The organism is Caulobacter sp. Root1472, assembly GCF_001426985.1.
GTDB lineage: Bacteria > Pseudomonadota > Alphaproteobacteria > Caulobacterales > Caulobacteraceae > Caulobacter > Caulobacter rhizosphaerae.
In genome coordinates this window covers 1-23,773 of sequence record NZ_LMFX01000006.1, presented here as the reverse complement: position 1 = coordinate 23,773, position 23,773 = coordinate 1, and the positions used below count along the sequence as shown (strand labels likewise).

Genomic DNA, 23,773 nt, shown 5'->3' with positions numbered 1-23,773 from the left:
GTCAGTCATCCAGGTCCGCGCGCGGCCGGGCGCTGCAGCGGCCCAGCACGTCGACCAGCCGGATCGAGGCCGACACCAGCTCCTCGACATGCTGGCGGCGCACCGCCGGCGTCGCGTCGTTGTCGACCAGGCGGCTCAGCAGGAACAGGAAGGTTCGCCCGTCCTCCCAGGCGGGGAACGGCAAGCGCTCGGCCACTAGGCCGCGGGCCTGGCCTCGGGCGGCGCTCATGCGAACGTCCAGGCTGGGCTGGGCGTGGTCGGCGTCGACGATGAAGCTGGCGTCGTAGTCGCGGGCCAGGTCGGCGGCTTCGCGCGCCAGGGCGGTCCACAGTTCAACGCGATGGGCCAGGCTCATGCCGTGGCCCCTTCCGCGTCTACGTCCGCATTTGGCGGATCGAAGTCCTCTCGTGTGACTTCGCCTTGCGTGAAGGCCTCGATCCTGCCGAGCAGGGCCTCGTCGGGGGTCTTGCGCCCCGGGTCGTCAAAGGGGAGACAGACCTGACGAATGTGCTCGTATGACCGTCCAAGCGGCGCCTCGACGTCACGAAACCGCAAGCCGCGCTCCCACAGGAAGAGCGCGAGTTTGGGGCGTTTGATGGGGGAGGGCGGGGTGTCCAAGGTCGATGTCCCGATTTGCATCGACCATAGGAGCTCAACTGTTTCGTTGATTTTGTCAACGACATGCTTGAGAACAACTAAACCATGCTGTCGCTCGCTGCCAAATCCCCCTCAACGCATCCTTGGCCCATGGCCAAGCAACCTGTTGAGGATAATCCAGCCAAGCTCCTGGGCCGCGCTCTCATGCTCCTGCGCAAGGAGAAGGGGCTCACCCAGCCGCAGGCCGGCGAAGCATTCGGCGCCGCGCCGGGCATATCGGCCCAAGCGTGGAGCCAGTACGAAGCGGGCAGCAGGCCGGGCATTCACCGGCCCGAGGTGCAGCGCAAGCTTGTGGCGGCGCTCGGCGCCACGCTGGAGGACCTCCAGCGCCATCTGTACGGCCTCGACCGTTCAGGTCAGGACGCCCCGCCGGCAAGCGCCAAGATCCTGCAGTTTAGGCCGCAGGAAGTTCTGGGCGGCCTCATGATCCGCGATCGCGTCCAGGCCGGCGCTTTCCTGGCGGCGGACGACCTCTCACAGGAAGAGCCGCGCCCCTACCCTCATCCTCGTGACGGGCGGTATCCGCACGCCGACCAATGGCTGTCGACGGTCGTCGGCGATTCCGTGAACCTGCTCGGGATCTTCGATGGTGACCTGGTCCATTGCGTTTCGGCGGTCGACATCGGCTATCGGCCGAGGACGGGCGATATCGTCGAAGTCGAGCGCCTGCGCTTCGGCGGGCAGATGCGAGAGCTCACGATCAAGCAGGTTGAGGTAACGCCCGACGGGCCGTTGCTCTGGCCCCGATCGTCGAACGATCGGTGGCGAGACCCTGTCCGCCTGACCGAGAGCCTGGACGAAGGCGAGCAGTTCGAGGTCCGGATCCGCGGCCTCGTCGTCGGCTCGGTTCGGCGCTACTAGCCTAGGTACGCCTCGGACGGCACGGCGGACGGCGCTTGCGTCGGCGTGACAGGATCCGCCGTCGTCTCACCCGACGCCGCACGCTGCAGGTCAATCAGCCGCAACTCGATCAAGTAGAACAGACGGCTCCAAAACCCGACGCCGACGAAGCCGGCGCCGAACAGCGCTGCGCCCAGCCCGAAGTCTGACGCTCCCCCAGCCGAGGCGAATACGCCTAGCGCGATCAGGGCGCCGCCCAGCACGAACAACCAGGTTCCTCGACCAATGCGAGGCGGTGCGACCTTCATGGAATGCTCCTCCGACGCCGCATGGTGAACCGTCCACGCCGGATTGGCCATCAACCGAGAGATTGAGATCAACGAGATCGTTTAGTTTTGACGTTGACAACATCAACTAAACAGTTTCGTTTAGTCCTCAACCCCGCGCCGATCCGCGTCGCTCGCTCGCGTCGCTTCGGAGGGTCCGACCGGCGGTCGCGCTTGAGCATGGGCGCGATCGTGACAGGGGATCGGCGCGGGGCTGAGGAGACGCCCCGATGTCGTCCACCCGGACCCAATTCAGCAACCCGCCGGCCGCTCGGCCGTCCGTCGACGCCGATCAGCCGAGGACCCCCAACCGCGTCGACCTGCATGTCGGCATGCGGATCCGGATGCGGCGCAAGATGTTGGGCGTCAGCCAAGAAGCCCTTGCCGACGAACTGGGCCTGACGTTCCAGCAGGTCCAGAAGTACGAGCGCGGGGCCAACCGGGTCAGCGCCTCCAAACTCTACGACACCGCCCGGGCGCTCTCGACCACGGTCGCCTGGTTCTTCGAGGGCCTGGCCGACACCGCTGGCGAGGGCGACGTTCCGACGGGTCCCGATCCGATGCTGGTCATGATGGGCGCGCCCTATGGCGCTCAGATCGCCGGGGACTTCGGCCGCCTGTCAAACCTGGATCGATCGATCGTGGCCGGCCTGGTCCGGCGCTTCGCCGACGGCGCCGGCGACCTGCCGACCGCCGCTGTCGACGCGGGCCTTAGCGGGGCCGAGTTGGCCGAGCCGTTCCTCTCGCTCCTGCAGGCGCGCAACGACGTTCGAGCGGCCGAGCCGTCGGACGTCAACGATCCGAGGCGCGTCGCGTAATGGCCACGCCCGCCCAGAACGCCCAGGACGAGCGCGTCGCCGACGTCCTCATGGCCATGGAAGGCCAGCCGATCGACACGATCCGCTGCGCCCCGATCGTTGTCCTGTCGCAGGACGCCCCGCTCCCGATCGTCGGCCTGCACGCGGCGGGCCGGCACTTCACGCTCAGCCTCGAGGAGGCGCGCTGCGTCGCCACCGCCGTGCGCATGGAGGACGCCTCGCCCGGCGCCCAGGCCCTGGCCGCCTCGATCGGCATGGCGGCCACGATGACCGAACTGCTCTGGCTGCGCGCCCACTGCCAGGTCCTGCGCCTCCGCCTCGAGGACGCGACGCGATGAGCGCCGGCGACACCCTGCGGTCCTGGTCGCTGGTCCTGGTCGGCGTCGCGGCCGTGATCCTCGAGCGCGTGCTGTCATGACCGTGATCAGCTTCGCCGACGCCGTCGACCGCCTGAGCGTCCTGGGCGGCGAGATCGTCGAGGTCCGGGGCGGCAAGACCGACCTGGCCGGGCCGGCTCCAGAAGCGGCGGTGTTCCGGCCGGGCGAGATCGTCAAGCTGGTCTATCGCGCCTTCGAGGGTCGCCCGGAAATCCGCTCCGTCATGTACGGCCCGACCCCGCACGAGGTCGGCCGGGCCCTCTGCCGAACGCTGGGCCGCACGCCCGGCGAGTTGATCGGCGTCGCGGCCGACCCCCGCAATTACGAGCTCACCTGGGTCTGCGCCGCGATCGGCGTCGCGCCGGGCGAGCGCCTGGCCCGCGTCGACGGCCTGTCCCCGACCTGGCTGAACCTGGGTCTGGGCCGGCGGCCCGTGCACCGGGTCGACCTTCGCAAGTTCAAGCCGGCCGCCCCGACGCCTCAGACCGACGCGCGCCTGGACAACCCCTTCAACGACATCACCGGAGACGACGACCAATGACGTCGCAACACCAGCTGAGCGCCGCCATCCTTTCGGCCGAGCCCATCCTTCGCCTGCTGCAGGATCCTGGCGTCGTCATGACGGCGGGGGAGATCGCCAAGGCGCTCGGCAAGGACGCCTCCAACATCCGCAAGGACACCAAGGCCTATGCCGAGGCCGACTTGCTCACTGTCGAGGCCCTGGGCCAGGCCAGCGTCTATTCGCTGGCCCAAGGCGGCCGCGACGCGCTGGCGGCCCTGGATCGCGCCGCTGGCCAAGGCGGCGGGGCCGCGGTCTGGCCCCATGCCAAGATCGCGCGCAACCCGGCCAATCCCCGCAAGACGTTCCTGCCCGAGAAGATCGCCGAGATCGCCGAGAGCATCGTCGAGGTTGGCGGCCTGCTGCACAACCTGGTGCTTCGCCCGGCCGATGCGAACGGCGTTCGCATGCTGCATGACGGCGAATGCCGGTGGCGGGCGTGCGAGCTGCTGATCGGCCAGGACCGCCTGCCGCCGGCGCTGGCCGAGGGCCTGCCCTTCACCGAGCGCGAGGGGACCGAGGAAGAAGCCCTCTTCGTCGCCCTGATCGCCAACGCCCAGCGCGGCGACCTGTCGCCCTGGGAAGATGCGCAGGGCCTGGCGGCCTACAAGGCCCTGACCGGTCTGTCGGCCCGGGCGGTGGCCTTCAAGCTCGGGCGCGCCATCGAGGGCAGCGAGCGCGGCGTCAAGGACGTCCAGCAGAAGATCAAGGCCGTCGAGGAAGCGACGCCGGCCAACGTCGCCCTGCATGAGAGCGGGGTGTGGACCTGGGAGCAGCTGCGCGAGAGCGTTCAGACGGAGAAAGCTTCGCAGGCCGCAACGACGGAAGCCGAAGCCTCGGGCCAAGTCGAGCTCGAGCAAGCGATTTCCGCCGCTGCCGATGACGACGAAGAACCGACCGAACACATGGCGTTGATGCTGGTGGAGGTCGCAGCGGCCATTCGGGCCAAGCCGTTCAGTCACCCCCTCGCAGTCGGCCGGTCGACCCGGGTCACCGAGATCCCGACCGTCAACGATAACTGTCACCCCGCTGAAAAGGCCCTGCTGCAAGGCGGCTATATCACCTTCAACTACTTCAACGGCGGCTCCGCCGTGTCGCTGCTATCTCGCGGCGAGAAGTTTGTCGCCCGCATGATCTATGCGGGCGACGACGGGCTCCGCTTCGCTCGCACCGACGCGCTGCATGACGATGAAGAGCACGACCGCCTACAGGAAGCCGGTGAGTACTGGACCTATTGGCTGAACCTGCCGAAGCCGCCATCGGCCGGGCCGGCGCCGACCGTTCGCGCCGAGCATGCCCTGATCCTCCTTGAGATCCACGACGCGTTCAAGCGTCAGCCCGGCGGCTACATGGGCGACAACTACCAGGGCGTGCCCATGCGGTTCAACGCCCCGCCCGGCGTCATCGCGAACCTACGGTCTGAGGATCTGATCACCGGCGGTGATCCCGAAAAGCCCAGCAGCGACGGATCCACGCGGATCAAGATCACGAACCGCGCCGAGCGCGCGCTCATGGGCCAGTGGAAGGCCGAAGTCCTGACCAGCCAGCCGGTCAGGACGAAGGTCATCGGCGAACTGCGCGAGGCCCTTCTGGGCCGAGAGACAGCCGACAAATGCCGGAACGCCAAGGCCTATGCGACGGAATGGCTGAACGCGCCGTTTCCGGTCTCGCCCGCGGCCCAGGCCTTGCTCGACCGGAAGGCCCAATCGGAACGCGATCGCGCGGCGCACGAGGCCAAGGAGAAGGCGCGCCTCGAGCTCGCCGAGCGCCGCCTCGTCGAGCTCGAGGCGGCGGCTCCCGGAATGGAGCTCCCGAAGCTCGGCGCGAAGATCCGGCAGATGCTCGAGGAGGCCAAGGCGGCGGCGCCATGGACGGCCGTCGCCGACAGCTGGAATTTCGCACGGACCGCCAGCGGGACGGAAATAACCGTCCGGGCCAGCCGCAGCGCAAGGCTCGCCGTTCTGGCGCTTAACGCCGTTACCGGCTGCTGGCCGGAAGCGGACGAAGCGCCTGTCACACCCATGGCCTTCGAGGCATGGATCGCCGAGACCCTGACCGAAGAGTACGGCGTCGCCGACGCCGTCGTTGCCTCTGTCCAAGCCGTGCAGGCGCTCAAGCGCTACGAGCAGGATAGCGGCTGCGCGTTCGGCGACGACGGCTTCGAGTGGGACCGGGAAACCGCGCGCCAGATCGCCAACGACTGGGCCGAAGACTTCATCGAAGACGGCCAGGTCGTGCGAGCGCCGCTCGCATCGGAGGGCGTGTCCGCCACCGACATGGCCGACGCCTGACCATGGCCATCACCTCTCCCGCCTTCGCAACCCCGGTCGGTCGCGCCCCCGCGCCAACTGCAACCTTCATCGAGGCCGCCATGGCCTATGCACGGAGCCCCCGCATGCCTAATCCCGACGTCCGCTTCGCCCTGGTGCGGGAGCCGACCAACCCCCTGGCCTTGCCGGTGGCCTATCCGATGCTGTCGGAACTGGCCCGGGCCATCCACGTCGACCGCGCCGGCGCGCCGATCGAACTGCAGGACGCCGTCCCGCTCAACATCCGCGACTGGGGCGAGGTCCTGGGCGTGGCGATCTGGACGCTCGGCGAGGGCGGCGACCGCCACCGCTACATCGGCTTGGCCTGGTTGGACGGCGGCGGCCGCCGGCAACTCGAGGCGGCGCTGAAGGCCCGGCACTCGACGGCGCCGACCATCGGGAGGGCGGCGTGATGCCGACGACCCAAGTATGGACACGCGCCGGGTACGTCACGATGACGCTCGACGAACACGCCGCCTATCGGGAGCAGCTGGTCAAGGCCGCCGAGCGACGTAAGGCGACCCTCAAGCACCGCCTGCGCCTGGCGCGGCGCGCGTTCAAGACGGCTTGCGCCGTCGTCACCGTGGGCTTCGGCCTCCTCATGATCGCCTGCACGGCGTCGGACTTCTTCGCCGGCGTCAGCACGCTCATCGGCGCCGCCCTCGGCATGGCCTGGGCCGTCGCCGGCGTCGTCTGCGGGGTCGAGACCTTCCGCGGACCCATCGCGCTGATCGGGCGCGCCAACGACATCGACATGGCCCAGGAGCGCGACCAGTGACCAGCAAGAGCGACAACGAAACCCCCGACGCGGCCGTCGACATGGCGGCGGCCGCGGTCTTCCAGATCTGCGTCGAGGCAGGGCTGGATCCCGTCAGCCGCGTCGACATGGGGCCGAGCCAGTTGATGGTCTTTGATGGGGCCGGAGAGAAGGTCGAAGTCCGAGTCCTTCTGGCCGAGCGCCAGTATTGGCGGGAGCACCAGGCCTGTGAGATCGGCGCGTTGCTGCACGCCCTGGACCATAGGAAGGCGCCTAAGGCCTTCCTGATCGAGCGCCTGGCCAACGCGTATACCGGCCTTAAGGACGCCATGGCCGGTGAGTTCTTCGAACACTGCGAAGGCTGCGGCCGCCAGATTTGGCCTGACGAGGCTCAGTTTCCCTACAGCGACGTGTCGGCCCACGCCGACTGTGACGGGACGGGAGCGATCAAGGTCGGCGACCAAATCCCCGTGGATCCCGACGCAATCGACGAGGACCTGCTGGAACCCGGAGAAGAGAAGCCGACGCACGTCACCGCCTTCGCCAGAGGTCCGCTGTTCAGCGACGAGCAGTTGCGCGAGCGCCTGGCCTCAGCCCACGCCACGCTCGCCAAGGCGGGGAGGGTCTGATGTCGAAAGCAGACTACGTGCGTTCGCAGGGGCAAAGCCGAGACCATCACTGCCACTGGCCAGGGTGCAATCGTCAGGTCCCGCCAGCCATGTGGGGGTGTCGCCAGCACTGGTATCGCCTCCCGGCCGAACTGCGGCACCGGATCTGGCGCGCGTATCAGCCTGGTCAGGAGATTAGCGGACGCCCGAGCCCCGACTACGTCGAGGTCGCCCGTGAGGTGCAGGCTTGGATCGCAGCTCAACAAGGCAGCCCGGATCTCTTTGGCGAGGGCGGCGGTCCCGCCGGCGTGATGACACCGGAAGACGGCATGCGGACGGTGAAGCGATGAGCGATCCAATCGATCCCGCCTTTCTGGCGAGCATGAACCGCGTCGCCGCCGCCCTCGACGACGTTTTCAACGGCTCGCCCACGCCCGGCCGGCAGAAGACCGTGGGCTTCGCCCTGTTCACCTACGTCCTGGGCCAGACCGAGGGCGGCCGCGTCAACTTCATCGCCAATTCCAACCGCGAGGACACGATCGCCGCGGTCAAGGAATGGCTGGCCAGGGCCGAGGGCCGCATGGCGCCCGGAGGAAAGGCCTGACCATGCCCGCCATCCACAAACTCGAAAGCCTGCAGCACTTTCCCGCCCAGGGGACCTTTCTCGGCGCCCGGGTGCAGGTCTGCTTCAACTACGACCTCAGCGCCCTCTACGGCGGTGTCGTCGTTCGCGAGGATACTGTCGAGCCCGGCTTGATGATCATCAGGCTCGACAGCGGCGAGCACGTCACCAGCCTCGAATGCCAATGGTCAATGGCCCAGGCGGGGAGGGCCTGATGTTCCAGAACCAGAAAACGCACGACGAGGAACTGCTGGAACGCGTCAGCGCGATGGTGAGCGGCGACGCTCTCTGGTGTGAGGCGTCGGTGACTGCGCTGATCGACAGCCACCGCGACATGGTCGAGCTGCTATCCGATCTGGGTACCTGGCATATCGCGGCAGAGCGTCACCGCCAATTGACGGGAGAGGGCTACGATCCGGCCCGGGACGACGGTTACGTCGGCAGCCAGTTGGCGGCGGCGGCCTGGTGCTACCTCGGGCAGATCTTCGACTCGGACGTGAGCGCGCCCTTCGAGTGGCCCTGGGATGCCAAGCACTGGAAGCCGGGCGTTCCCACGCGCAACCTCGAAAAGGCCGGGGCGCTGATCGCTGCCGAGATCACCCGCCGTAAGCGCGCCTATGACACCTTCCTCGTCCTGGTCGTCGAGGCCTGCGTCGCTGGTGGCGCGGAGCGAGACTACGCGACGGCCGAGGTCGCCCAGTGCGTTCCAGACTTCCTCAAGGAGGAGGGGATCGAGGTCGGACATCCCGATCACGATTGGGGCGTCAGCGGCGCGGCGGCCTACGCCGACGAACTGGTCCTGCGTCATCTGGAGCGCAGCGACAAATGACCTTCGGCTACTTCGAACCCAAGACCCTGCCGCTCGAGGAGGGCTTCACGCCCTACGCGAATGCCGAAGCGGAGATCGACTACGACGCCGCCATGCGGTTGCCGGAAGGGATGACGTGCGGCGACTGCGCTCATTGCCGCAAGTGCTGCGCGATGTTCGGCCACGTGCCTACGGACACGTCCTGCGACTTCTACCCCAGCCGCTTCCGCCGAGCCGACCGGCCTGCGGCGACCGACCCGGGCCGCGCGGCGATCGAGGACGGTGGCGACCATGGATGACGCCGGCACTTACAAGCGCCCAGACGGCACGACGTTCGAGGTTCGCGACCCGTACTATCCGGCAGGCTGCGACAAATGCGGCTGGAGCGGGTCCAGCGAGGACTGCGGAACTGACAGTTGGGGCGATGACAGCGACGTTTACTGCCCGAAGTGTTACGCCGGCGGCGCTGATAGCGGCAGGGTGGCCAGCACATCCGCCTTGGTCATCAAGGCGGACAGCCCGCACGAACAGATCGAGGTAGCGCGGCAGGTCGCTGCGTTGTCGATCGAGGACCTGGGTGATCTCGTAGATTTCGCCAACAAGGTGCAAGCCTGGTCCCTCCGGGGGACGAGAAGAACGCCGCGTTTCGGATCGTTCGCTCAGGCGGCGGCTGCCCTCAATGTGACGGTCGAGCAGATCGCCCTGGCCGTCGAGGCTCACTACTGGATGTTCGCCAACGATCCGAGCGCGCCGATCGGCGAGCGCCAGATCGAGCACGAAGGCGAGTGATGGCCGGACGTCGCGACCCCTTGGCGCGCGCCCAGCAGCGCCCCAGGCCCGACCAATGGGACGCCGACGAGGTCATGACCCTGGCGGAGTACGCCGCCGTGTTCTGGCCGGCCGGGCCGGTCACCGTGTCGTCGCTGCGCACCGAGATCGCGAAGGGCCGATTGACCCCCGCCCGAGTCCGAGGGCTATTGTGGATCACTCCCGCGAGCGTCCGCGCGCTCTTCCAACCCGAGCCCGCAAGAGCATGTCCCGACGTTCGAAAGGCCCCCGCCTCCACCTCCGCGCCGGCCGGATCCACGCCCGCACCGGCAAGCCGATCCCCGACATCTATTACATTCGAGACGGACAGGTTGAGATCAGCACAGGCTGCGGTCCAGATGGCCTCGCTGGCCCTGATGGGGCCGAAGCGCAGCTCGCCGCCTACATCCTCCAAAAGTCGGCGGTTCGGGCCCAGGAAGAAGAAGCTGTCGATGATCGCCAGCGCCGAGGTGATCCAGCTAAGGTCCTGATCGCCGAGGTCCTGGCCCTCTATCTCACCGAGAAGGCGCCCAAGCTCGCCGACCCCAAGGCCACAAACGTCCGCGTACAGGCATTGATGAAGTTCTTCGGCGCCGACACCTTGGCCGACGTCCGGCGGTCGACCTGCCAGGCCTACGTCGCCGAACGCATCACCCAGCCGCTCAAGCAGGCCAAGTACGGCGAGGCGCTGGACAAACGCGTCAGCGACCAGGGGGCCCGGCGCGAGCTGGAGGACCTGTCGGCCGCCATCCACTATTGGAACGGCGAATATCCGCTCAGCAACCGACCCAAGGTCTGGCTCCCCGATAAGCCCGAAAGCCCGCGCGACGCCCTGACGCGCGATCAGGTCGCGGCCCTGCTGATGGCCGCGCGCGGCTATCGCCTCGAGCTCGACGCCGCCGGCAAGCGCGCCTGGCGATATCTGGGCGGCAGCGTGCGGGCCAACCGCGCCCATCTTCGCCGGTTCGTGGTGATGGGCGTCTATTCCGGCAGCAGGCCGACCGTGACCATGAAGCTGCTTTGGGCGGAATCGCCGGTGCAGGCGTGGATCGATCTCGACGCCGGCATGATCTGGCGCCGCGGAAAGCGGGAGAAAGATCACAAGACCAAGCGCCGGCCAGTCGTGAAGATCACCGGCCGCCTGCTGGCGCACATGCGCCGATGGAAGATGCTCGACGACAGGAAGGCCGCCAAGCTCCTCGAGGAGGAGAACCTGGAGATGGCCAACACGGTCCTGCACCACGGCGGCGCGCCGATCGACAGCGTCCGGACGGGCTTCGAGGCGATCGTCGCCGACGCCGGCCTATCTGCCGACATCACGCCGCACTGGCTGCGACACACCTGCTGCACCTGGTTGATGGAAGCCGACTGCCCGGCCTGGGAGGCCGCCGGCTTCACCGGCATGACCATGAAGACGCTCGAGGACAACTACGGCCATCATCGGCCGAGCCACAACGCGCGGGCTCGGAAGGCCCTCAGCTGATCGCCTGGTTCCCAGTAATTTCCCAGAATGGCCACGAAAAGCCGTGAACAAAACAGGGAACCAACGAACGCTGATCCCTGCAACAGCAAGGGTTTGCGCGAAGAGCACTACGTTGACATCGTAGGGGTCACAGGTTCAATCCCTGTCGCGTCCACCATTCCTTTTCTTCCCTTGAATTCAGAACCCCGGGTCGGTTCAGCACGCTGCGGCTCCGCGGCGGCCTTCCGTGACCTGGGTCAGCCTGGTCCGGCCTTCGTCGATCACCCGGAAAGTCGCCACCGAAAGGACGACCGAACGCGCCGCGCGATATCGAGGTCGGACGCCTTATGTCCGCAATCCGTCGTCCAAGCGGATCGCGGTCAGGGACTTGGTCAGCAGGGCGAATCTCTCGCGCTCGATGCGGGCGTCCGGGAACAGCAACTTCATGTCGCCGAAGGTTGGAAGCCGTGGGTGCTCGTCGAGGCGCTCGTAAGCGTCGTGAAGCGAGCCCGACTTCCGCCCGCCACGCAGGTTGAAGTTCATCAGCATCCAGGCCTGGAGCGGCAACGGCAGCCAGTGAAAGAAGGGGCGGCGGTAGTGAGGTTCCATCGGGAACCAGAAGTAGGGGGCCTGAACGTAGAAGCTTTTGCCGACGCGGCGGACCTCGGCGGCGTATTTGCGCTGGGCCCGCCAGCTGACGTGGCCGGTGGGATCTTCCACGTGCTCGATCACCGAGTTCGAGACGACGACGTCAAAATAGTTGTCGGCGTAGTCCAGCGCGCATGCGTTTCCGACGACATAGGTGAAAATCTCGTCGTCGGAGCCCAAGCACCGGGCCTCCAGGTTGAGAACGGTGATTCTGACGTCCAGCCCGTCGAGCGACGGAATGATGGGACGCCAAAAATTCGCTGTTCCTCCGACGTCCAGTACGCGGAGGGCGCGGCCGCCGGGTTTGACGGCCTTCAGCAAGGGAAGCAAATGCCTTCTCGTTCGCCGCAGCCGCGCGAACGCCGACACACTGTCGAAAATTGCCATGCCCCCGACTAAACCCACAGCTCCTCGTCGTCGTAATGCAATCACGTAAACCGACGAGCATCAACGATAGTCGTTGTAATGGGATCGCGACAAGGTTGAGGCGGCGGCGTTGAACGGGTTTGAGCGAAGGCCCTCTTGGGGGCCCCGACCTAAGCCCAACGGCCGAGTCTGGCGGCTGTCGCCGGGGCGTCCGCCTGACGGCCATGCTGGCGCCTCACGACGCAACGTCTCGATGGGGTGCGCCAAAGATTCGGTTCTCCGGTTCCTGGCCGTTGCGTCGTTTTTCCGACGAAATGGTCGAAATGTGGCGCCTTGGCCACACCTGATTTTACGACTGGCGCGTTTGTCGTGCTGAGGTCGCTCCCAGACCGACCTCAAGACATTCACGTAGAGGGTTACACCATGAAAATCCGGTTGCTGGCTGGTGTCGCGACGCTTGCGCTCTGCGCCGCGTCAGGCGCCTCCGCCCAAAGCGCATTGAGCGGATGGTACGTCGCCGGCGACGTCGGGTACCATACGACCGACGGCGTCAAGGCTTCGTCGTCCACAGGGGCTTCGGACTGGACGTTCTCCGCCAAGGACGACTGGGCCGCTTTTGGCCGTCTCGGCTACAAGCTGACCCCGAACTGGCGTGTCGAGGCTGAATACGGCTATCGCTCGGGCGACATCGAAAGCGTCCGTGGTTCGGCTGCTGATCCCCAGCCGATCGGCCTCTGCACCGCCGGCGTCGAGCGCACCGCCGCGGCCCCGGCCTGCGGCAAGCCGAACGGCGACCTGAAGGCCACGACCCTGATGGCCAACGTCATCTATGACTTCATGCCCGATTCCAGCTGGCGTCCGTTCATCGGCGCCGGCGTCGGTACGGCCTGGGTCCACAACAAGGTCTACGGCCAGCTGTCGGGCGTTCCGGCCGGCGCCGCCCAGTTCCAGAACACCAGCTTCGACGACGTCGACCAAGCCCTGGCCTATCAGGGCATCCTGGGCATCGCCTGGGACTTCGCGCCGAACTGGTCGCTGGACCTAACCGGCCGCTATCTGCAGACCGACGACCTGCAGTGGGGTTCGGTGACGACCAATGTCGGCGGCCCGGGTCACTTCGGCGCGGTGACCGACGTCGGCACCTACGAAGGCAAGTACAAGGACACCTCGCTGACGCTGGGCGTTCGCTACACCTTCGGCTCGCCGCCGCCCCCGCCGCCGCCTCCGCCCCCGCCGCCTCCGCCGCCCCCGCCGCCGGAACCCCCGCCCCCGCCGCCCCCGCCGCCAGCGGCTCCGGCCTACGAGGCGCGTGAGTTCGTGGTCTACTTCCCGTTCGATCAGTACGTGCTGACGCCGGAAGCCCAGTCCGTGGTCTCGCAAGCGGCTGACTACGCCAAGGGCGGCAATGCGACGAAGATCACCGTGGTCGGCCACACCGACACCTCGGGCTCTCCGAAGTACAACGCCAAGCTCTCCGAGCGCCGCGCCAAGGCCGTGGCCGACGCTCTGGTCGGCGCCGGCGTCCAAGCCACCACCCTGGCGGTGGACTGGAAGGGCGAAAGCGAACCGGCCGTCGCCACCGGCGATGGCGTGAAGGAACCGCTGAACCGCCGTTCCACGATCTCGATCAACTTCTAAAGATCGCGATCACGACGAAGATGGAGGGCCCGGCGGCGACGCCGGGCCCTTTGTCCATTCCGCTCCAGGTGCAATGGGGGCGGCGCGGGGCGATCACCCTCAAAAAGAAAGACGCCCCCGACGGTATCGGGAGCGCCATCATCCGGAAGCCCGAGAGGGCGTCGGGCCCCGGTCAGGCCGACATTCTGCGGCGTCGGCTCTCGTGGCGAACGTCCACCGGCGAGGCGCGCCGGCCTTCTCCCGTGGGCCTGATCATACCGCTCCAGGTTTAGGCGCGCGATGAAAATCGCGCGGGCTCCAGCAGGTCCGAAAGGGCGTTCGGCAGGGGGGACGGGACGTCGAGGATCCGCGCCGCCAAGTGTTCGGCCAAAAGGGGCGCCAGGCAGAAACCGCGCCCGCCCAGGCCGCCCAGGACGAACAGGCCGTCGGGTGCGTCCGGGACCGCGCCGGCCAGCGGCAGGTGGTCGGCCGTCGTGGCGCGCACGGCGGCGCGGCCCCGCAGCGGCGCGTCGGACAAGCGGGCGGCCAGGCCGGGGAGCCCCTTGGCCAGGGCCTGCAGGTTGCGGCGGTCGTCCGCCTCGCGGACGTCGGTCCCGAGGTCGCCGCGATCGTGGGTGGCCCCGAACAGCACGCCGTCGCGGGTGGGAACCGCATAGGCCCCGAAGGCGGCGGCGGAAGGGGCGGGTTGATCGGTCCAGGTCGCCTGGCCGCGCACGGGGCGGATCGGGGCGGCGGGCCACAGCCGGGCCTGGCCCGCGCCGCCGGCCAGCACCACGGCGTCCGCCTCGGCCAGCAGGCGGTCGTCCGGACCGTACAGCCGCCAGACCTCATCCTCGCGCGCCACCCGGGCGACCCGCGCGGGGGTGGCCGGACCCCGCCAGGCCTGGATCACGCGGGCGGGTTCCACCACCAGGGCGTCGGCCATGTCCAGGACGCCGGCGGCGACGGGTTCGCCCAGCTGGGCGGCGACATCGTCCGCGTCGCGCAGGACCATGACGCCCGGCTCGAACAGGTCTTGGACCGCGACGGCGGCGTGGCGTTCGGGGTCGCGCAGGGCGACCGCCAGCTTCAGCACGCCGCGCGCGATCACCGCCTCGGGCAGGCTGGCATAGACGGTGACGGCGCGGGCGAAGGCTTGGGCGGCCAAGGCGGCGCGCGGACCGCCGCCCGCGTCTAGAGCCGGGGTGACCAGGGCGGCGGGGTTGCCCGAGGCGGGCGCCTCGCCGTCGTCGAACACCGTGACCTCCAGGCCTTCGGCCCGTGCGGCGCGGGCCATCGCGGCGCCCGCGATCCCGCCGCCGATCACCGCCAGGCGGCGTGGACGCGGCGCGACGCGCGGCTGGCCGGGCGTCACCGCCTCCAGCCGCTCCTTCTTCCGGCCAAATCCCGGGCGCTTGTCGACCTGGAAGCCGGCGGCGGCCAGGCCGCGCCGCACGGCGCCGGCGACGGTGAAGGTGGCGGCGCGAGCACCCGGGGCGCTGCGGGCGGCCACGGCGGCCAGGACCTCTTCGCGCCACATGGCCGGGTTCAAGGCCGGCGAGAAACCGTCCAGGAACCAGGCGTCGGCCGCGCCGTCCCAGGCGGCCAGGGCCTCCTCGACGTCCATCACCGCCAGGTCGAGGGTGGCGTCGAAGCCGGGCAGGTCGACGCGGTGAAAGCCGCGCGCCCGGCCCGGCCAATGGTCGAGCAGCACGCCGGCCGCCTCGCCCAGCTCGGGCCAGACCGCCAGGGCCCGAGCCGCCTCGTCGCGGGTGATCGGGTGGGCCTCGATCGAAAAGACGTGCAGGCGCTGGCCTTCCGCCCGTTCGCGCCGCCACAGGTCCAGCAGGGCGGCGATGTTCAGGCCCGTGCCGAACCCCAGCTCGCCGACCACGAAGCGGTCGCGGCCCCGCCAGGCGGCAGGGAGATCACAACCGGCCAGGAACACCGCGCGGGTCTCGGCCAGGCCGTCGGCGCTGGAGAAGTAGACGTCGCCATAAAGCGCCGACTGCGGCAGGCCGTCGTCGCGCCAGACGAGGGGCGAGGCGGGAGAAGGGGCGGCGGGATCGCTCATCCGCCGCTTATAGGGCCGCGAGCGCCCATAAAAGAAGGGCCGCCCTCGCGGACGGCCCTTCCGATCGCGGTGAGGCGAACCGGCTTCTAGTGAGCGGCCGGCTCGGCCTTCTTTTCGGGCGTCGTGGCGGCCGGAGCGGGGGCCGTGCCGGGCGCTTCGGCGGCGGTCGTCGCGTCCTGGGCGGCCGGCGCGGCGGCGGCGTCGGCGGCCGCCTTGTTGGCGTCGGCGGCGGCGACGGCGGCGTTCGAAGCCGCGTCCGTGGCCGTGCTGGCCGAAGCGGCGGCGTCCTGAGCGGCCTTCGTCGAGGCGTCGGCCGACTCGTCGGCCTTCTTGCCGCACGCGGCCAGCGACAGGGCCGAGACGGCCATGCCGGCGATCAGGATCGAGCGGAGAATCTTGGTGGTCATAGGGACTTCCCTTGCGACTGCTTGTCTGGCGACGACGGCCCGGCTGGGCCGTGTCGCCCGGTCACAGAACATCAGTTCCATGGCAGGGGCAAGACAATTGTTCACGGATCCGTGATCGTCCCGTGATCGGGCGCGTCAGGCCTCGTTCGGGATCGCCTGCAGGGCTTCTTCCAGCTCCAGGAAGCTGGGCTGGGCCTCGCTCGGCACGTTGCCGCGGCCGATCTCGACGCTGATCTGGGCGGCGTTGCCGTGCAGGTGGGCGACCAGGACCGACTGGATGATCTTGTAGAACGCGCCTTCCTCGTCGACCACGGCGGTCAGGCGGGTGGCGAACGGGGCGACCAGGCCATAGGCCAGGAACACGCCGAGGAAGGTGCCCACCAGGGCGCCGCCGATCATCGCGCCCAGCACGGCCGGCGGCTCGGTGATCGAACCCATGGTCTTGATGACGCCCAGCACGGCGGCGACGATGCCCAGGGCGGGCAGGGCGTCGGCCAGGCTCTGCAGGGCGTGGGCCGGGGCCAGGCCCTCGTGATGGTGCTTTTCCAGCTGCTTCTCCATCGCATCCTCGACCTGGTGGGGATCTTCCAGGTTCATGGTCATCATCCGCAGGGTGTCGCAGATGAAGTCGACGGCGAAGTGGTCCTTGGTGATCTTCGGATAGCGCTGGAAGATCGAGCTGTCGTTGGGCTTTTCGATGTGGCTTTCCAGGGCGATGACGCCCTTGGACTTCATCGTCTTGGTCAGCAGGAACAGCAGGCTCAACAGGTCGCGATAGTCCGAGGTCTTCCACTTGGGACCCTTGAAGATCTTGCCGAAGCCGCCGCCGGTGGCCTTGATGACGGTCATCGAGTTCGAGATCAGGAACGAGGCGATGCCCGCGCCCAGAATGCACATCAACTCGTGCGGCGCGGCTTCGATGATCACGTCCATCTTGCCACCCGACATGATGAAGCTGCCGAACACGAGGCCGAACAGCAGGACAATGCCGATGATCTGGAACATGACGTGGAAGGCCCCGGGTAACTTGCGCCGTGATCATCGCCGTTAATGCTTAATCCAAGGTGAGCGGGGGTTTGCGGCGCTGTTGCGCCATTCGCCGCACCCGCCTAACAGGTGTTTGACGCCATAGGCCGGACCAACCAGCCACGCGCGTCGGAGGGGAAGCATGAGCGCCGCCAGCCCGGATGTCCGCCTGGACGACAAGGCCAAGGGCCGGGCCTTCGCCATCTTGTTCGCCGTTCTGCTGTCCAGCGCCGCCGGCAACACCGCCCTGCAGACGGTGCTGCCGGCCATCGGCCGCCAGGTGGGCATTCCCGACGTACTGATCAGCTCGATCTTCTCGCTGTCGGCCTTGCTGTGGGGCGTGATGTCGCCGGTCTGGGCGCGGATGTCCGACAAGCGCGGCCGCAAGCCGATGGTGATCCTGGGCATGGCGGGCTTCGCGGTGTCGATGCTAGGCTTCGGCTTCTTCATCCTGATGGGACTGAAGGGCCTGATGGCGCCGCTGGCGGTGTTCGCCGGGGCGGCCCTGTCGCGGGGGATCTTCGGCCTGGTCGGCAGCGCCTCCAACCCCGCGGCCCAGGCCTATGTCGCCGACCGCACGGCGCCGGCCGACCGCACCAACGCCCTGGCCACCATGGCCTCGGCCAGCGGCCTGGGCACGATCCTGGGGCCCGCCGTCGCGCCGTTCCTGGTCTTCCCGCTGCTGGCCCTGTCGGGACCGATGTTCTCGTTCGCGCTGATCGCCGGCGTGGTGCTGGTCCTGGTGCTGCGCGGCCTGCCCGAGCGTCCCGAGGAGATCCCCGACCGCGAGGCCGGCGTGTCGGCCAAGCCCCGGGCCCGGGTGCGCTGGAACGACCGGCGGATCATGCCCTTCGTCCTCTACGGCTTCCTGCTGGCCAGCGCCCAGACGGTGAACCAGCAGACCCTGGGCTTCATGGTCATCGACAAGCTGAACATTACCCCGGCCAAGGCGGCGGCCTTCGCCGGGGTGGCGATGATGGCCGGCGCCGTGGCCAGCCTGCTGGCCCAATGGGGCCTGATCCGCATGTTGCGGCTGGCGCCGCGCCAATTGCTGTGGCTGGGCGCGGGCTGCGCGGCCCTGGGCAACCTGATCGTCGCCTTCTCGCCCGACTACCATACCCTGGTGGTCGGCTTCGCCCTGTGCAGCCTGGGCTACGGCTTCGCCCGGCCCGGCTTCACGGCCGGCGCCTCGCTGTCGGTGGGACACGAGGAGCAGGGGGCGGTGGCCGGGGCGATCAGCGCCATCAACGGCGCCTCGGTGATCATCGCCCCGGTGCTGGGCGTGGCGCTCTACAAGTGGGCCCATCCGTCGCCCTATCTGATGAACATGGCTTTGCTGGCCGGCCTGGTAGCCTACGCCCTGATCGATCCCGTCATGCGCCGGGTCGGCGACGCCTCGGCTCCCCGCGAAGCCCGTGACGAGGCGCAGGTGGTGGACGCCAGTTCGATCGACGCCACGGGGCCGCACTGAGCATCTCCGCCTGTTCCAAGCCTGAAACAGTCGCGCAACGAACGGCGCGCAGCCTCCGCGAGGTGTCGCTTCAGGGAGATCGACCGTGGGTTCCAAGCTATTCATCCTGGCCTGCACGGCGGGCTTGGCCGTCGCCGTCGCCGCCGGCGCATCAGCCCAGCCGCATCTGCCGGCTTCCGGTTATCAAAGGTTGCACGTGGACAAGGCCGTGGTCGGCAGCACGCCGGTCCGGGTCTGGGCCAACGCCGCCATTAACCCCGACTGCTCGGCCCAGACGCCAGACGCCACCCTGACCATCCTGGAACAGCCGGCCCATGGCGCGGCGGTGGTCAAGGACGAACCCTATTACGCGGCCTTCCCGCCGGCCAATCCGCGCTCGGCCTGCAACGACCGCAAGGTGCCGGGCCACCAGGCCTTCTACACCGCCGCCGCGGGCTATACCGGTCACGACAGGATGGTGCTGCAGGGCTCCAGTCCCGACGGCGCGGTCCGCCGGATCGCGGTGGACATCACCGTCCGCTAGCTGATCCCGGCCTGGGCCTTCAGCCGGGCGACCATGTCGGACGACAGGTAGCCGTCGGCGGGCAGCTTGCGGTCGGCCTGCCAGGCGCGTAGGGCCTTGCGGGTGCCGGCCCCGACCACGCCGTCGGCCGGGCCAGGGTCAAAGCCCAAACGACCAAGAGCGATCTGGGCGGCCATGCGGTCGGCCAGGCTCAGCGGCGTCTCGACCGGCCAGGCGGCGACCAGCGGCCCGCCTCCGGCGAACCGGTCGGCCAGCAGGCCGATGCCCAGAGCGTAGGACGTGGAGTTGTTGTAGGTGCGGATCGCGAAGTGGTTGGGCAGGGCCAGGAAGGCGGGTCCCGACCAACCGGCGGGCAGGATCAGGCCGGCGGGTGAGGCGGCGTCGGCCGCCGTCCAGGGCAGGCCGTCGGCCCGCTTGACGCCCTTGGCCTCCCACCACGACGGAACCTCGCGCGGCCCCTCGGCCAGGCCGTAGTCGAAGCCGGCCGGCAGGATTACTTCCTTGGCCCAGCCTACGCCGGGCTTCCAGCCGCCCTTCTTCAGCAGGTTGGCGGCCGAGGCCAGGCTGTCGCTGTCGCTGCCCCAGATGTCGCGCCGGCCGTCACCGTCGAAGTCGACGGCGGTCGACAGGTAGTTGGACGGCAAGAACTGGGTCTGGCCCATGGCCCCGGCCCACGAGCCCTTGAGCTGGGCGCGGGTGTCCTCGCCCGAGGCGATGATCTTCAGGGCGGCGATCAGTTCGCCCTCGGCCCAGGTCCGGCGCCGGCCGTCGGCGGCCAAGCTGGCCATCGAGCGCACGACGTCGAAATTGCCCTGGATCTTGCCGAACGCCGATTCCATGGCCCAGACGGCCAGCAGGATGTCGCGCGGCACGCCGTAGCGGGCCTCGATGGCCGGCAGGAAGGTCAGGCTCTGGCGCTTGTCGCGGCCGACCGCCACCCGGTCGTCGCTGATCACGCCCTTGATGTAGTCGCCGACCGGCTTGGAGAACTCCGGCTGCCGGCCGTCCAGCGAGATCACCTTGGGATCGGGCGTCACCCCGTCCAGCTCGCGATCCAGAAGTTGCTGGGGCAGGCCGGCGGCCAAGGCCTTCTGCTTGAAGGCGGCCAGCCAGGCGTCGAAGCCCACGGCCTGGCCGGAGGCGGCCGGGTCGGCGCTGGGGGCGGCGGGGGCGGGGGGCGGCACGCGCGGCGGCGGGGGCGGGGCGACCGACGGGGCCAGCGGCGCATTGGTCGAGGTGTCGGCGCAACCGGCCAGCAGCAGAACGAGGAAAACGCGTCTATCCATGAGGGCAGGCTACCGGGGTTCGTGACGGGGCTGCAATCACAAGGGCGACAGAGCGGTTAAGGTTGCGCCCGGGCGGTCCGAAATGCATATCGCTTAGCGCGAGTATCTGTTAAATTCTCTCGATAAGGGAATTTTGATCGGCAGGAAACCCATGCCCATCGCCGCCAGAACCGCCGTGAAGATCGCGATCGCGTTGAGCTTGCTGGTCCCGGGCGCGGCCGGCGCAAGCCTGACGGTGATTCCCGGCCTGACGGTGCAAAACCGGTGCGGCAAGTCGATCATCTTCGTCGCCCGCTACCAGGATGTCCGTCGAAACTGGACCACCCTGTCGGAGATCGGCCTGAACGGCGGCGACACCAAGCAGCATGTCGCCGGCATGAGCAGTCCGGTGCTATACTATTACGCCGAGAGCATGGACGGCGGTAAAACCCGCTGGGCGGGGGACCAGAACGTCAGGGTCGACGGCAAGGTGTATCCGATGAAGCGCGAGACCCTGGCCTTGAACACCGCGCTGAACAGCTACCGGCTGACCCTGACCTGCAGGTGACCTCCGGGGCGGCCCGTCAATCGGCGATCGGTGCGGCTTGGCGCGCGCTCCGCATTGACTCCCGCGCCTGTCCTGCTTATACGCACGCCTCCGAAAACATCCCGGATGTTCCTTTCGCCCTCATGGCGGCCGCGAACCTCTCCGCTGAGTATAGAGACGGTCATGAAGGTTCGTAGCTCGCTGAAGTCGCTGAAGTCGCGTCACCGCGACTGCAAGATGGTCCGCCGCAAGGGCGTCATCTACATCATCAACAAGACCGACCCGCGCTTCAAAGCCAAGCAAGGCTAATGACGCCCGCACGGCCTCCCAGGGCGCTGCTCTGGGACGTCGGCAACGTCATCGTGCGCTGGAATCCGCGCACGCTCTACGCGAAGATCTTCAAGGAACCGGCCGATCTCGACCGGTTCCTTTCGCATGTCGGGACCCTGGACTGGCACGCGGCGACGGACCGCGGCGTGACCTTCGCCGACAACATCGCCGCCCGCAGCGCCCAGTATCCGCACCACGCCGAGCATCTGGCCGCCTGGTGGGACCGCTGGGACGAAATGTTCTCCGGAACGATCTCCGAGACCGAATCCATCATCGAGGACCTGGCCGCGCGCGGCGTCCCGCAGTTCGGCCTGACCAACATGTCCCACGAGACCTGGGACGGCGTGCGGGCCATGAGCCCAGCCTTCCGGCATTTCCGCGACACGGTGGTCTCGGGCCATGAACGGGTGATCAAGCCCGAGGCGCGGATCTACGAGATCGTACTGGAACGCACGGGCCTGGAAGCGGCCGACCTGCTGTTCGTCGACGACAGCGCCGCCAATATCGCCGCCGCCGACGCCCTCGGGTTTCACACTTACCACTTCACGGATCCGGCGGCTCTGCGGCGGGTGGTCGAGCGCCACGGCTTGCTCTAGGCGCGCCGGCGCCTAAGTAGCCCTCATCCTGAGCTTGTCGAAGGACGAGGGCGCCTGGCGCGGTGCGTCCGCCTCGTCCTTCGACAAGCTCAGGATGAAGCGGAGCGTCGGCTTCGCGCAGAGCCTTTTTGGAGTCGCCCCATGCATATCGGTTTCATCGGCCTGGGGGCCATGGGCAAGGCCATGGTCGAGACCCTGCTGGAGAAGGGTCATGCCGTGACGGTGTGGAACCGCTCGCCGGGCCCCGCCGCCGAACTGGCGGCCCGGGGCGCCAAGGTCGCCGCCGCCATTGATGACGCCTTGCAGGCCGACATCGTCCTGTCGATCCTGGCCCATGACCAGGCGATCCGCGATGTCCTGCTGGAAGCCCTGCCGAGGGCCCGGCAAGGCCTAGTCCACGTCAATCTCGCCACTATCTCGACCGCCTTCGCGCGCGAGCTGGCCGACCGCCACGCCGCGCTGGGCCTGGGCTATGTGGCCGCGCCGGTGTTCGGCCGGCCGCCGGTGGCGCGGGCGGGCGGGCTGAACGTGCTGGCGGCCGGCACGCCCGACGCCGTCGCCGCGGCCATGCCCGCGCTGGAGGCCCTGGCCGCCAAGGTCTGGCCGATGGGCGAGGATCCCGTCCGCGCCAACGCCGTCAAGATCGCCGGCAACCTGATGATCGTCGCCGCCGTCGAGGCCATGGGCGAGGCCACGGCCCTGGGCGCGGCCCATGGCGTGCCGGCCGGTGATCTGCTGGACGTGCTGACCAGCACGATCTTCGCCGCCCCGGTCTACAAGATCTATGGCGCCATGATCGCCGAGGGCCGCTACCACCCGCCCGGCTTCGCCGCTGACCTGGCGCTGAAGGACGTGCGCCTGGCCCAAGCCGCTGGCGACGAGAAGGGCCTGGCCCTGCCGCTGGCCGACCTGGTCGAGAGCGGGCTCGAGGCGCTGCTGGCGGGCGAGGGCGAAACGCCCGACCTGGCCGGCCTGGCTGAAGTCTCGCGCGGACGCGTGGAAGGACGCTGAAGAAAAAAGAGCGGGGAATCGGCCTTCCACTGGCGGCCCGTTGCCATTAGGTTCCGCGCCTTCCGTTTCCCCGCCTTTTCGCGAGACCTCTGCCATGGCCGACGACGCCGCCCCGCACGCCGATGTGCTCAACTCCACCGCCCAGGGCCAGCTGAAGAGCATCATCGACCGGGTCGAGCGCCTGGAAGTCGAGAAGACCGAGATCGCCGAGCAGATCAAGGAAGTCTACGCCGAGGCCAAGGGCAACGGCTTCGACGTCAAGATCCTGCGCAAGGTGGTCCGCCTGCGCAAGACCGACCGCGCCAAGCGCCAGGAAGAGGATGCGATCCTGGACCTGTACCTGTCGGCCATCGGCGAGATCTGATGACCGGCTGGGGACGCTCGCATGCGAGCGTCCCCGATCGTTAAACCTGCCGTTTTTCCGCGTGCGTCCCGCCGCCGACGCCCGCTAGTCTGCGGCCATGCGCGCCAAGAAGCCGCCCGATCCCAGAGCCCAGGCCCGCAAGGCCGCTCTCAACGCGCTCAAGCGCGCCCAGCGCACGGCCGACAAGGCCGGGATCCAGTTGTCAGAATGGGAAGGCGAGTTCCTGGGCTCGGTCGCCCAGCGCATCGAGACCTACGGCCGCGCGTTCGGCGATCCCGAAAAGGGCGGCGCCGGCCAGGCCATGTCGGTCAACCAGACCATCAAGCTCAAGGAGATCGCCGCCAAGGCCAAGGGCGAGCGCAAGCCGATGTCCCGCGGCAAGGGCTTCGGGCGGCGCGGACGGGTGAAGGTCGAGGCGGTGGAAGGCGACGAATGATCCCTCTCCCTTTGCGGGAGAGGGGGGCCTCGCGGAGCGAGGTCGGGTGAGCAACCATGTTGATCAGGCGTGGCGAACCCAGGGCTGCTGTCGCTTGAGGACGAGGTTTGCGGCTTCGACGAGTTTTCGCATGACGGCGACG

30 protein-coding genes and 1 pseudogene are annotated in these 23,773 nt (G+C 68.5%); 23 read left to right on the top strand and 8 right to left on the bottom strand.

What is annotated here, in order from left to right:
* Nucleotide 1 precedes the first annotated feature (1 nt).
* Both ASD47_RS05900 and ASD47_RS05895 read right to left on the bottom strand, forming a co-directional pair.
* Nucleotides 2–355 (bottom strand): hypothetical protein, encoded by a 354-nt coding sequence (locus tag ASD47_RS05900; RefSeq protein ID WP_056752966.1) that lies wholly within the window; start codon nt 353–355, stop codon nt 2–4.
* Entirely contained in the window at nt 352–618 is a 267-nt protein-coding gene (locus ASD47_RS05895) for a hypothetical protein (RefSeq protein WP_156402126.1), read from the bottom strand. The genes ASD47_RS05900 and ASD47_RS05895 overlap by 4 nt, the downstream gene beginning before the upstream one ends.
* A gap of 84 nt (nt 619–702) precedes the next feature.
* Between ASD47_RS05895 and ASD47_RS05890 the strand changes: the two genes are divergently transcribed.
* Nucleotides 703–1,518, top strand: coding sequence for a LexA family transcriptional regulator (locus ASD47_RS05890; protein WP_082564485.1), 816 nt, complete (start codon nt 703–705; stop codon nt 1,516–1,518).
* Here the strand turns inward: ASD47_RS05890 and ASD47_RS05885 are convergent.
* Nucleotides 1,515–1,805: a hypothetical protein gene (locus tag ASD47_RS05885; RefSeq protein WP_156402125.1), complete on the bottom strand. Its 291-nt coding sequence runs from the start codon at nt 1,803–1,805 to the stop codon at nt 1,515–1,517. The two genes, ASD47_RS05890 and ASD47_RS05885, sit on opposite strands and share 4 nt — an antisense overlap.
* Nucleotides 1,806–2,155: 350 nt before the next feature.
* On the opposite strand from ASD47_RS05885, the pseudogene ASD47_RS27450 reads away from it, so the two are divergent.
* The 13 genes and pseudogenes from ASD47_RS27450 to ASD47_RS05820 all read left to right on the top strand — a co-directional run.
* A pseudogene (locus ASD47_RS27450) lies at nt 2,156–2,344 on the top strand (helix-turn-helix domain-containing protein); the annotation flags it as partial.
* 296 nt (nt 2,345–2,640) lie between these two features.
* Nucleotides 2,641–2,979, top strand: a complete 339-nt coding sequence (locus ASD47_RS05875) for a hypothetical protein (protein WP_056752956.1) — start codon at nt 2,641–2,643, stop codon at nt 2,977–2,979.
* 76 nt (nt 2,980–3,055) lie between these two features.
* Entirely contained in the window at nt 3,056–3,559 is a 504-nt protein-coding gene (locus ASD47_RS05870; RefSeq protein WP_056752954.1) for a hypothetical protein, read from the top strand.
* Nucleotides 3,556–5,868 (top strand): ParB N-terminal domain-containing protein, encoded by a 2,313-nt coding sequence (locus ASD47_RS05865; RefSeq protein ID WP_056752951.1) that lies wholly within the window; start codon nt 3,556–3,558, stop codon nt 5,866–5,868. Before ASD47_RS05870 ends, ASD47_RS05865 begins: the two co-directional genes overlap by 4 nt.
* A 104-nt stretch (nt 5,869–5,972) precedes the next feature.
* Entirely contained in the window at nt 5,973–6,299 is a 327-nt protein-coding gene (locus tag ASD47_RS05860) for a hypothetical protein (protein WP_235525773.1), read from the top strand.
* On the top strand, nt 6,299–6,664 hold the full coding sequence (locus ASD47_RS05855) for a hypothetical protein (RefSeq protein ID WP_162251623.1): 366 nt from the start codon (nt 6,299–6,301) through the stop codon (nt 6,662–6,664). The genes ASD47_RS05860 and ASD47_RS05855 overlap by 1 nt, the downstream gene beginning before the upstream one ends.
* Complete coding sequence (locus tag ASD47_RS05850) at nt 6,661–7,272, top strand: hypothetical protein (RefSeq protein ID WP_056752945.1); 612 nt, start codon at nt 6,661–6,663, stop codon at nt 7,270–7,272. The genes ASD47_RS05855 and ASD47_RS05850 overlap by 4 nt, the downstream gene beginning before the upstream one ends.
* Before the next feature lie 325 nt (nt 7,273–7,597).
* Entirely contained in the window at nt 7,598–7,855 is a 258-nt protein-coding gene (locus ASD47_RS05845; RefSeq protein ID WP_056752943.1) for a hypothetical protein, read from the top strand.
* A 2-nt stretch (nt 7,856–7,857) separates the two neighbouring features.
* Nucleotides 7,858–8,088 (top strand): hypothetical protein, encoded by a 231-nt coding sequence (locus ASD47_RS05840; protein ID WP_056752941.1) that lies wholly within the window; start codon nt 7,858–7,860, stop codon nt 8,086–8,088.
* Nucleotides 8,088–8,702 carry a hypothetical protein gene (locus ASD47_RS27225; protein WP_200945230.1) on the top strand — a complete coding sequence of 205 codons (615 nt, stop codon included), beginning with the start codon at nt 8,088–8,090 and terminating at the stop codon, nt 8,700–8,702. The genes ASD47_RS05840 and ASD47_RS27225 overlap by 1 nt, the downstream gene beginning before the upstream one ends.
* Entirely contained in the window at nt 8,699–8,980 is a 282-nt protein-coding gene (locus tag ASD47_RS05830; protein ID WP_200945229.1) for a hypothetical protein, read from the top strand. The genes ASD47_RS27225 and ASD47_RS05830 overlap by 4 nt, the downstream gene beginning before the upstream one ends.
* Nucleotides 8,973–9,470 carry a hypothetical protein gene (locus tag ASD47_RS05825; RefSeq protein WP_056752938.1) on the top strand — a complete coding sequence of 166 codons (498 nt, stop codon included), beginning with the start codon at nt 8,973–8,975 and terminating at the stop codon, nt 9,468–9,470. Before ASD47_RS05830 ends, ASD47_RS05825 begins: the two co-directional genes overlap by 8 nt.
* 244 nt (nt 9,471–9,714) lie before the next feature.
* Nucleotides 9,715–10,971 (top strand): tyrosine-type recombinase/integrase, encoded by a 1,257-nt coding sequence (locus ASD47_RS05820; protein WP_056752936.1) that lies wholly within the window; start codon nt 9,715–9,717, stop codon nt 10,969–10,971.
* 324 nt (nt 10,972–11,295) lie between these two features.
* On the opposite strand, the gene ASD47_RS05815 is transcribed toward ASD47_RS05820, so the two are convergent.
* Nucleotides 11,296–11,919, bottom strand: coding sequence for a class I SAM-dependent methyltransferase (locus ASD47_RS05815; protein WP_235525771.1), 624 nt, complete (start codon nt 11,917–11,919; stop codon nt 11,296–11,298).
* Between the two features lie 468 nt (nt 11,920–12,387).
* Here ASD47_RS05815 and ASD47_RS28020 point away from each other — a divergent pair, with 468 nt between their 5' ends.
* Nucleotides 12,388–13,602, top strand: a complete 1,215-nt coding sequence (locus ASD47_RS28020; RefSeq protein ID WP_056752932.1) for an OmpA family protein — start codon at nt 12,388–12,390, stop codon at nt 13,600–13,602.
* Nucleotides 13,603–13,870: 268 nt separating this feature from the next.
* Here ASD47_RS28020 and mnmD read toward each other — a convergent pair whose 3' ends face one another.
* From mnmD to motA, 3 genes are all read right to left on the bottom strand, one after another.
* On the bottom strand, nt 13,871–15,655 hold the full coding sequence (gene mnmD, locus ASD47_RS05800) for a tRNA (5-methylaminomethyl-2-thiouridine)(34)-methyltransferase MnmD (RefSeq protein ID WP_056752925.1): 1,785 nt from the start codon (nt 15,653–15,655) through the stop codon (nt 13,871–13,873).
* 86 nt (nt 15,656–15,741) lie between these two features.
* Nucleotides 15,742–16,062, bottom strand: coding sequence for a hypothetical protein (locus tag ASD47_RS05795; protein ID WP_056752922.1), 321 nt, complete (start codon nt 16,060–16,062; stop codon nt 15,742–15,744).
* A 135-nt stretch (nt 16,063–16,197) separates the two neighbouring features.
* Nucleotides 16,198–17,067, bottom strand: a complete 870-nt coding sequence (gene motA, locus ASD47_RS05790) for a flagellar motor stator protein MotA (protein ID WP_056752920.1) — start codon at nt 17,065–17,067, stop codon at nt 16,198–16,200.
* A gap of 163 nt (nt 17,068–17,230) precedes the next feature.
* Here motA and ASD47_RS05785 point away from each other — a divergent pair, with 163 nt between their 5' ends.
* Both ASD47_RS05785 and ASD47_RS05780 read left to right on the top strand, forming a co-directional pair.
* Complete coding sequence (locus ASD47_RS05785; RefSeq protein ID WP_056752917.1) at nt 17,231–18,559, top strand: MFS transporter; 1,329 nt, start codon at nt 17,231–17,233, stop codon at nt 18,557–18,559.
* A gap of 85 nt (nt 18,560–18,644) precedes the next feature.
* A complete protein-coding gene (locus ASD47_RS05780; RefSeq protein ID WP_056752914.1) occupies nt 18,645–19,082 on the top strand; it encodes a hypothetical protein in 438 nt (145 codons plus the stop codon).
* On the opposite strand, the gene ASD47_RS05775 is transcribed toward ASD47_RS05780, so the two are convergent.
* Entirely contained in the window at nt 19,079–20,368 is a 1,290-nt protein-coding gene (locus ASD47_RS05775) for a lytic murein transglycosylase (RefSeq protein WP_056752911.1), read from the bottom strand. The two genes, ASD47_RS05780 and ASD47_RS05775, sit on opposite strands and share 4 nt — an antisense overlap.
* A gap of 151 nt (nt 20,369–20,519) precedes the next feature.
* Between ASD47_RS05775 and ASD47_RS05770 the strand changes: the two genes are divergently transcribed.
* The 6 genes from ASD47_RS05770 (at nt 20,520) to ASD47_RS05745 (ending at nt 23,631) form a co-directional block, all read left to right on the top strand.
* On the top strand, nt 20,520–20,915 hold the full coding sequence (locus ASD47_RS05770) for a hypothetical protein (RefSeq protein WP_056752907.1): 396 nt from the start codon (nt 20,520–20,522) through the stop codon (nt 20,913–20,915).
* 162 nt (nt 20,916–21,077) lie between these two features.
* Nucleotides 21,078–21,203, top strand: a complete 126-nt coding sequence (gene ykgO, locus ASD47_RS05765) for a type B 50S ribosomal protein L36 (protein ID WP_018061125.1) — start codon at nt 21,078–21,080, stop codon at nt 21,201–21,203.
* Entirely contained in the window at nt 21,203–21,820 is a 618-nt protein-coding gene (locus ASD47_RS05760) for an HAD-IA family hydrolase (protein WP_056752905.1), read from the top strand. Before ykgO ends, ASD47_RS05760 begins: the two co-directional genes overlap by 1 nt.
* 141 nt (nt 21,821–21,961) lie before the next feature.
* Nucleotides 21,962–22,831, top strand: coding sequence for an NAD(P)-dependent oxidoreductase (locus ASD47_RS05755; RefSeq protein WP_056752903.1), 870 nt, complete (start codon nt 21,962–21,964; stop codon nt 22,829–22,831).
* A gap of 94 nt (nt 22,832–22,925) precedes the next feature.
* Nucleotides 22,926–23,195, top strand: a complete 270-nt coding sequence (locus ASD47_RS05750; RefSeq protein WP_018112952.1) for a DUF2312 domain-containing protein — start codon at nt 22,926–22,928, stop codon at nt 23,193–23,195.
* 97 nt (nt 23,196–23,292) lie between these two features.
* Nucleotides 23,293–23,631, top strand: coding sequence for a hypothetical protein (locus ASD47_RS05745; RefSeq protein WP_056752900.1), 339 nt, complete (start codon nt 23,293–23,295; stop codon nt 23,629–23,631).
* Nucleotides 23,632–23,773: the final 142 nt, after the last annotated feature.

Bases quoted from the DNA above. Each gene is read 5' to 3' on its own strand.
- ASD47_RS05900 (WP_056752966.1), bottom strand. From the start codon at position 355: ATGAGCCTGGCCCATCGCGTTGAACTGTGGACCGCCCTGGCGCGCGAA.
- ASD47_RS05890 (WP_082564485.1), top strand. From the start codon at position 703: ATGCTGTCGCTCGCTGCCAAATCCCCCTCAACGCATCCTTGGCCCATG.
- ASD47_RS05885 (WP_156402125.1), bottom strand. From the start codon at position 1,805: ATGAAGGTCGCACCGCCTCGCATTGGTCGAGGAACCTGGTTGTTCGTG.
- ASD47_RS05875 (WP_056752956.1), top strand. From the start codon at position 2,641: ATGGCCACGCCCGCCCAGAACGCCCAGGACGAGCGCGTCGCCGACGTC.
- ASD47_RS05870 (WP_056752954.1), top strand. From the start codon at position 3,056: ATGACCGTGATCAGCTTCGCCGACGCCGTCGACCGCCTGAGCGTCCTG.
- ASD47_RS05865 (WP_056752951.1), top strand. From the start codon at position 3,556: ATGACGTCGCAACACCAGCTGAGCGCCGCCATCCTTTCGGCCGAGCCC.
- ASD47_RS05860 (WP_235525773.1), top strand. From the start codon at position 5,973: ATGCCTAATCCCGACGTCCGCTTCGCCCTGGTGCGGGAGCCGACCAAC.
- ASD47_RS05855 (WP_162251623.1), top strand. From the start codon at position 6,299: ATGCCGACGACCCAAGTATGGACACGCGCCGGGTACGTCACGATGACG.
- ASD47_RS05845 (WP_056752943.1), top strand. From the start codon at position 7,598: ATGAGCGATCCAATCGATCCCGCCTTTCTGGCGAGCATGAACCGCGTC.
- ASD47_RS05840 (WP_056752941.1), top strand. From the start codon at position 7,858: ATGCCCGCCATCCACAAACTCGAAAGCCTGCAGCACTTTCCCGCCCAG.
- ASD47_RS27225 (WP_200945230.1), top strand. From the start codon at position 8,088: ATGTTCCAGAACCAGAAAACGCACGACGAGGAACTGCTGGAACGCGTC.
- ASD47_RS05830 (WP_200945229.1), top strand. From the start codon at position 8,699: ATGACCTTCGGCTACTTCGAACCCAAGACCCTGCCGCTCGAGGAGGGC.
- ASD47_RS05825 (WP_056752938.1), top strand. From the start codon at position 8,973: ATGGATGACGCCGGCACTTACAAGCGCCCAGACGGCACGACGTTCGAG.
- ASD47_RS05820 (WP_056752936.1), top strand. From the start codon at position 9,715: ATGTCCCGACGTTCGAAAGGCCCCCGCCTCCACCTCCGCGCCGGCCGG.
- ASD47_RS28020 (WP_056752932.1), top strand. From the start codon at position 12,388: ATGAAAATCCGGTTGCTGGCTGGTGTCGCGACGCTTGCGCTCTGCGCC.
- mnmD (WP_056752925.1), bottom strand. From the start codon at position 15,655: ATGAGCGATCCCGCCGCCCCTTCTCCCGCCTCGCCCCTCGTCTGGCGC.
- ASD47_RS05795 (WP_056752922.1), bottom strand. From the start codon at position 16,062: ATGACCACCAAGATTCTCCGCTCGATCCTGATCGCCGGCATGGCCGTC.
- motA (WP_056752920.1), bottom strand. From the start codon at position 17,067: ATGTTCCAGATCATCGGCATTGTCCTGCTGTTCGGCCTCGTGTTCGGC.
- ASD47_RS05785 (WP_056752917.1), top strand. From the start codon at position 17,231: ATGAGCGCCGCCAGCCCGGATGTCCGCCTGGACGACAAGGCCAAGGGC.
- ASD47_RS05775 (WP_056752911.1), bottom strand. From the start codon at position 20,368: ATGGATAGACGCGTTTTCCTCGTTCTGCTGCTGGCCGGTTGCGCCGAC.
- ASD47_RS05770 (WP_056752907.1), top strand. From the start codon at position 20,520: ATGCCCATCGCCGCCAGAACCGCCGTGAAGATCGCGATCGCGTTGAGC.
- ykgO (WP_018061125.1), top strand. From the start codon at position 21,078: ATGAAGGTTCGTAGCTCGCTGAAGTCGCTGAAGTCGCGTCACCGCGAC.
- ASD47_RS05760 (WP_056752905.1), top strand. From the start codon at position 21,203: ATGACGCCCGCACGGCCTCCCAGGGCGCTGCTCTGGGACGTCGGCAAC.
- ASD47_RS05755 (WP_056752903.1), top strand. From the start codon at position 21,962: ATGCATATCGGTTTCATCGGCCTGGGGGCCATGGGCAAGGCCATGGTC.
- ASD47_RS05750 (WP_018112952.1), top strand. From the start codon at position 22,926: ATGGCCGACGACGCCGCCCCGCACGCCGATGTGCTCAACTCCACCGCC.
- ASD47_RS05745 (WP_056752900.1), top strand. From the start codon at position 23,293: ATGCGCGCCAAGAAGCCGCCCGATCCCAGAGCCCAGGCCCGCAAGGCC.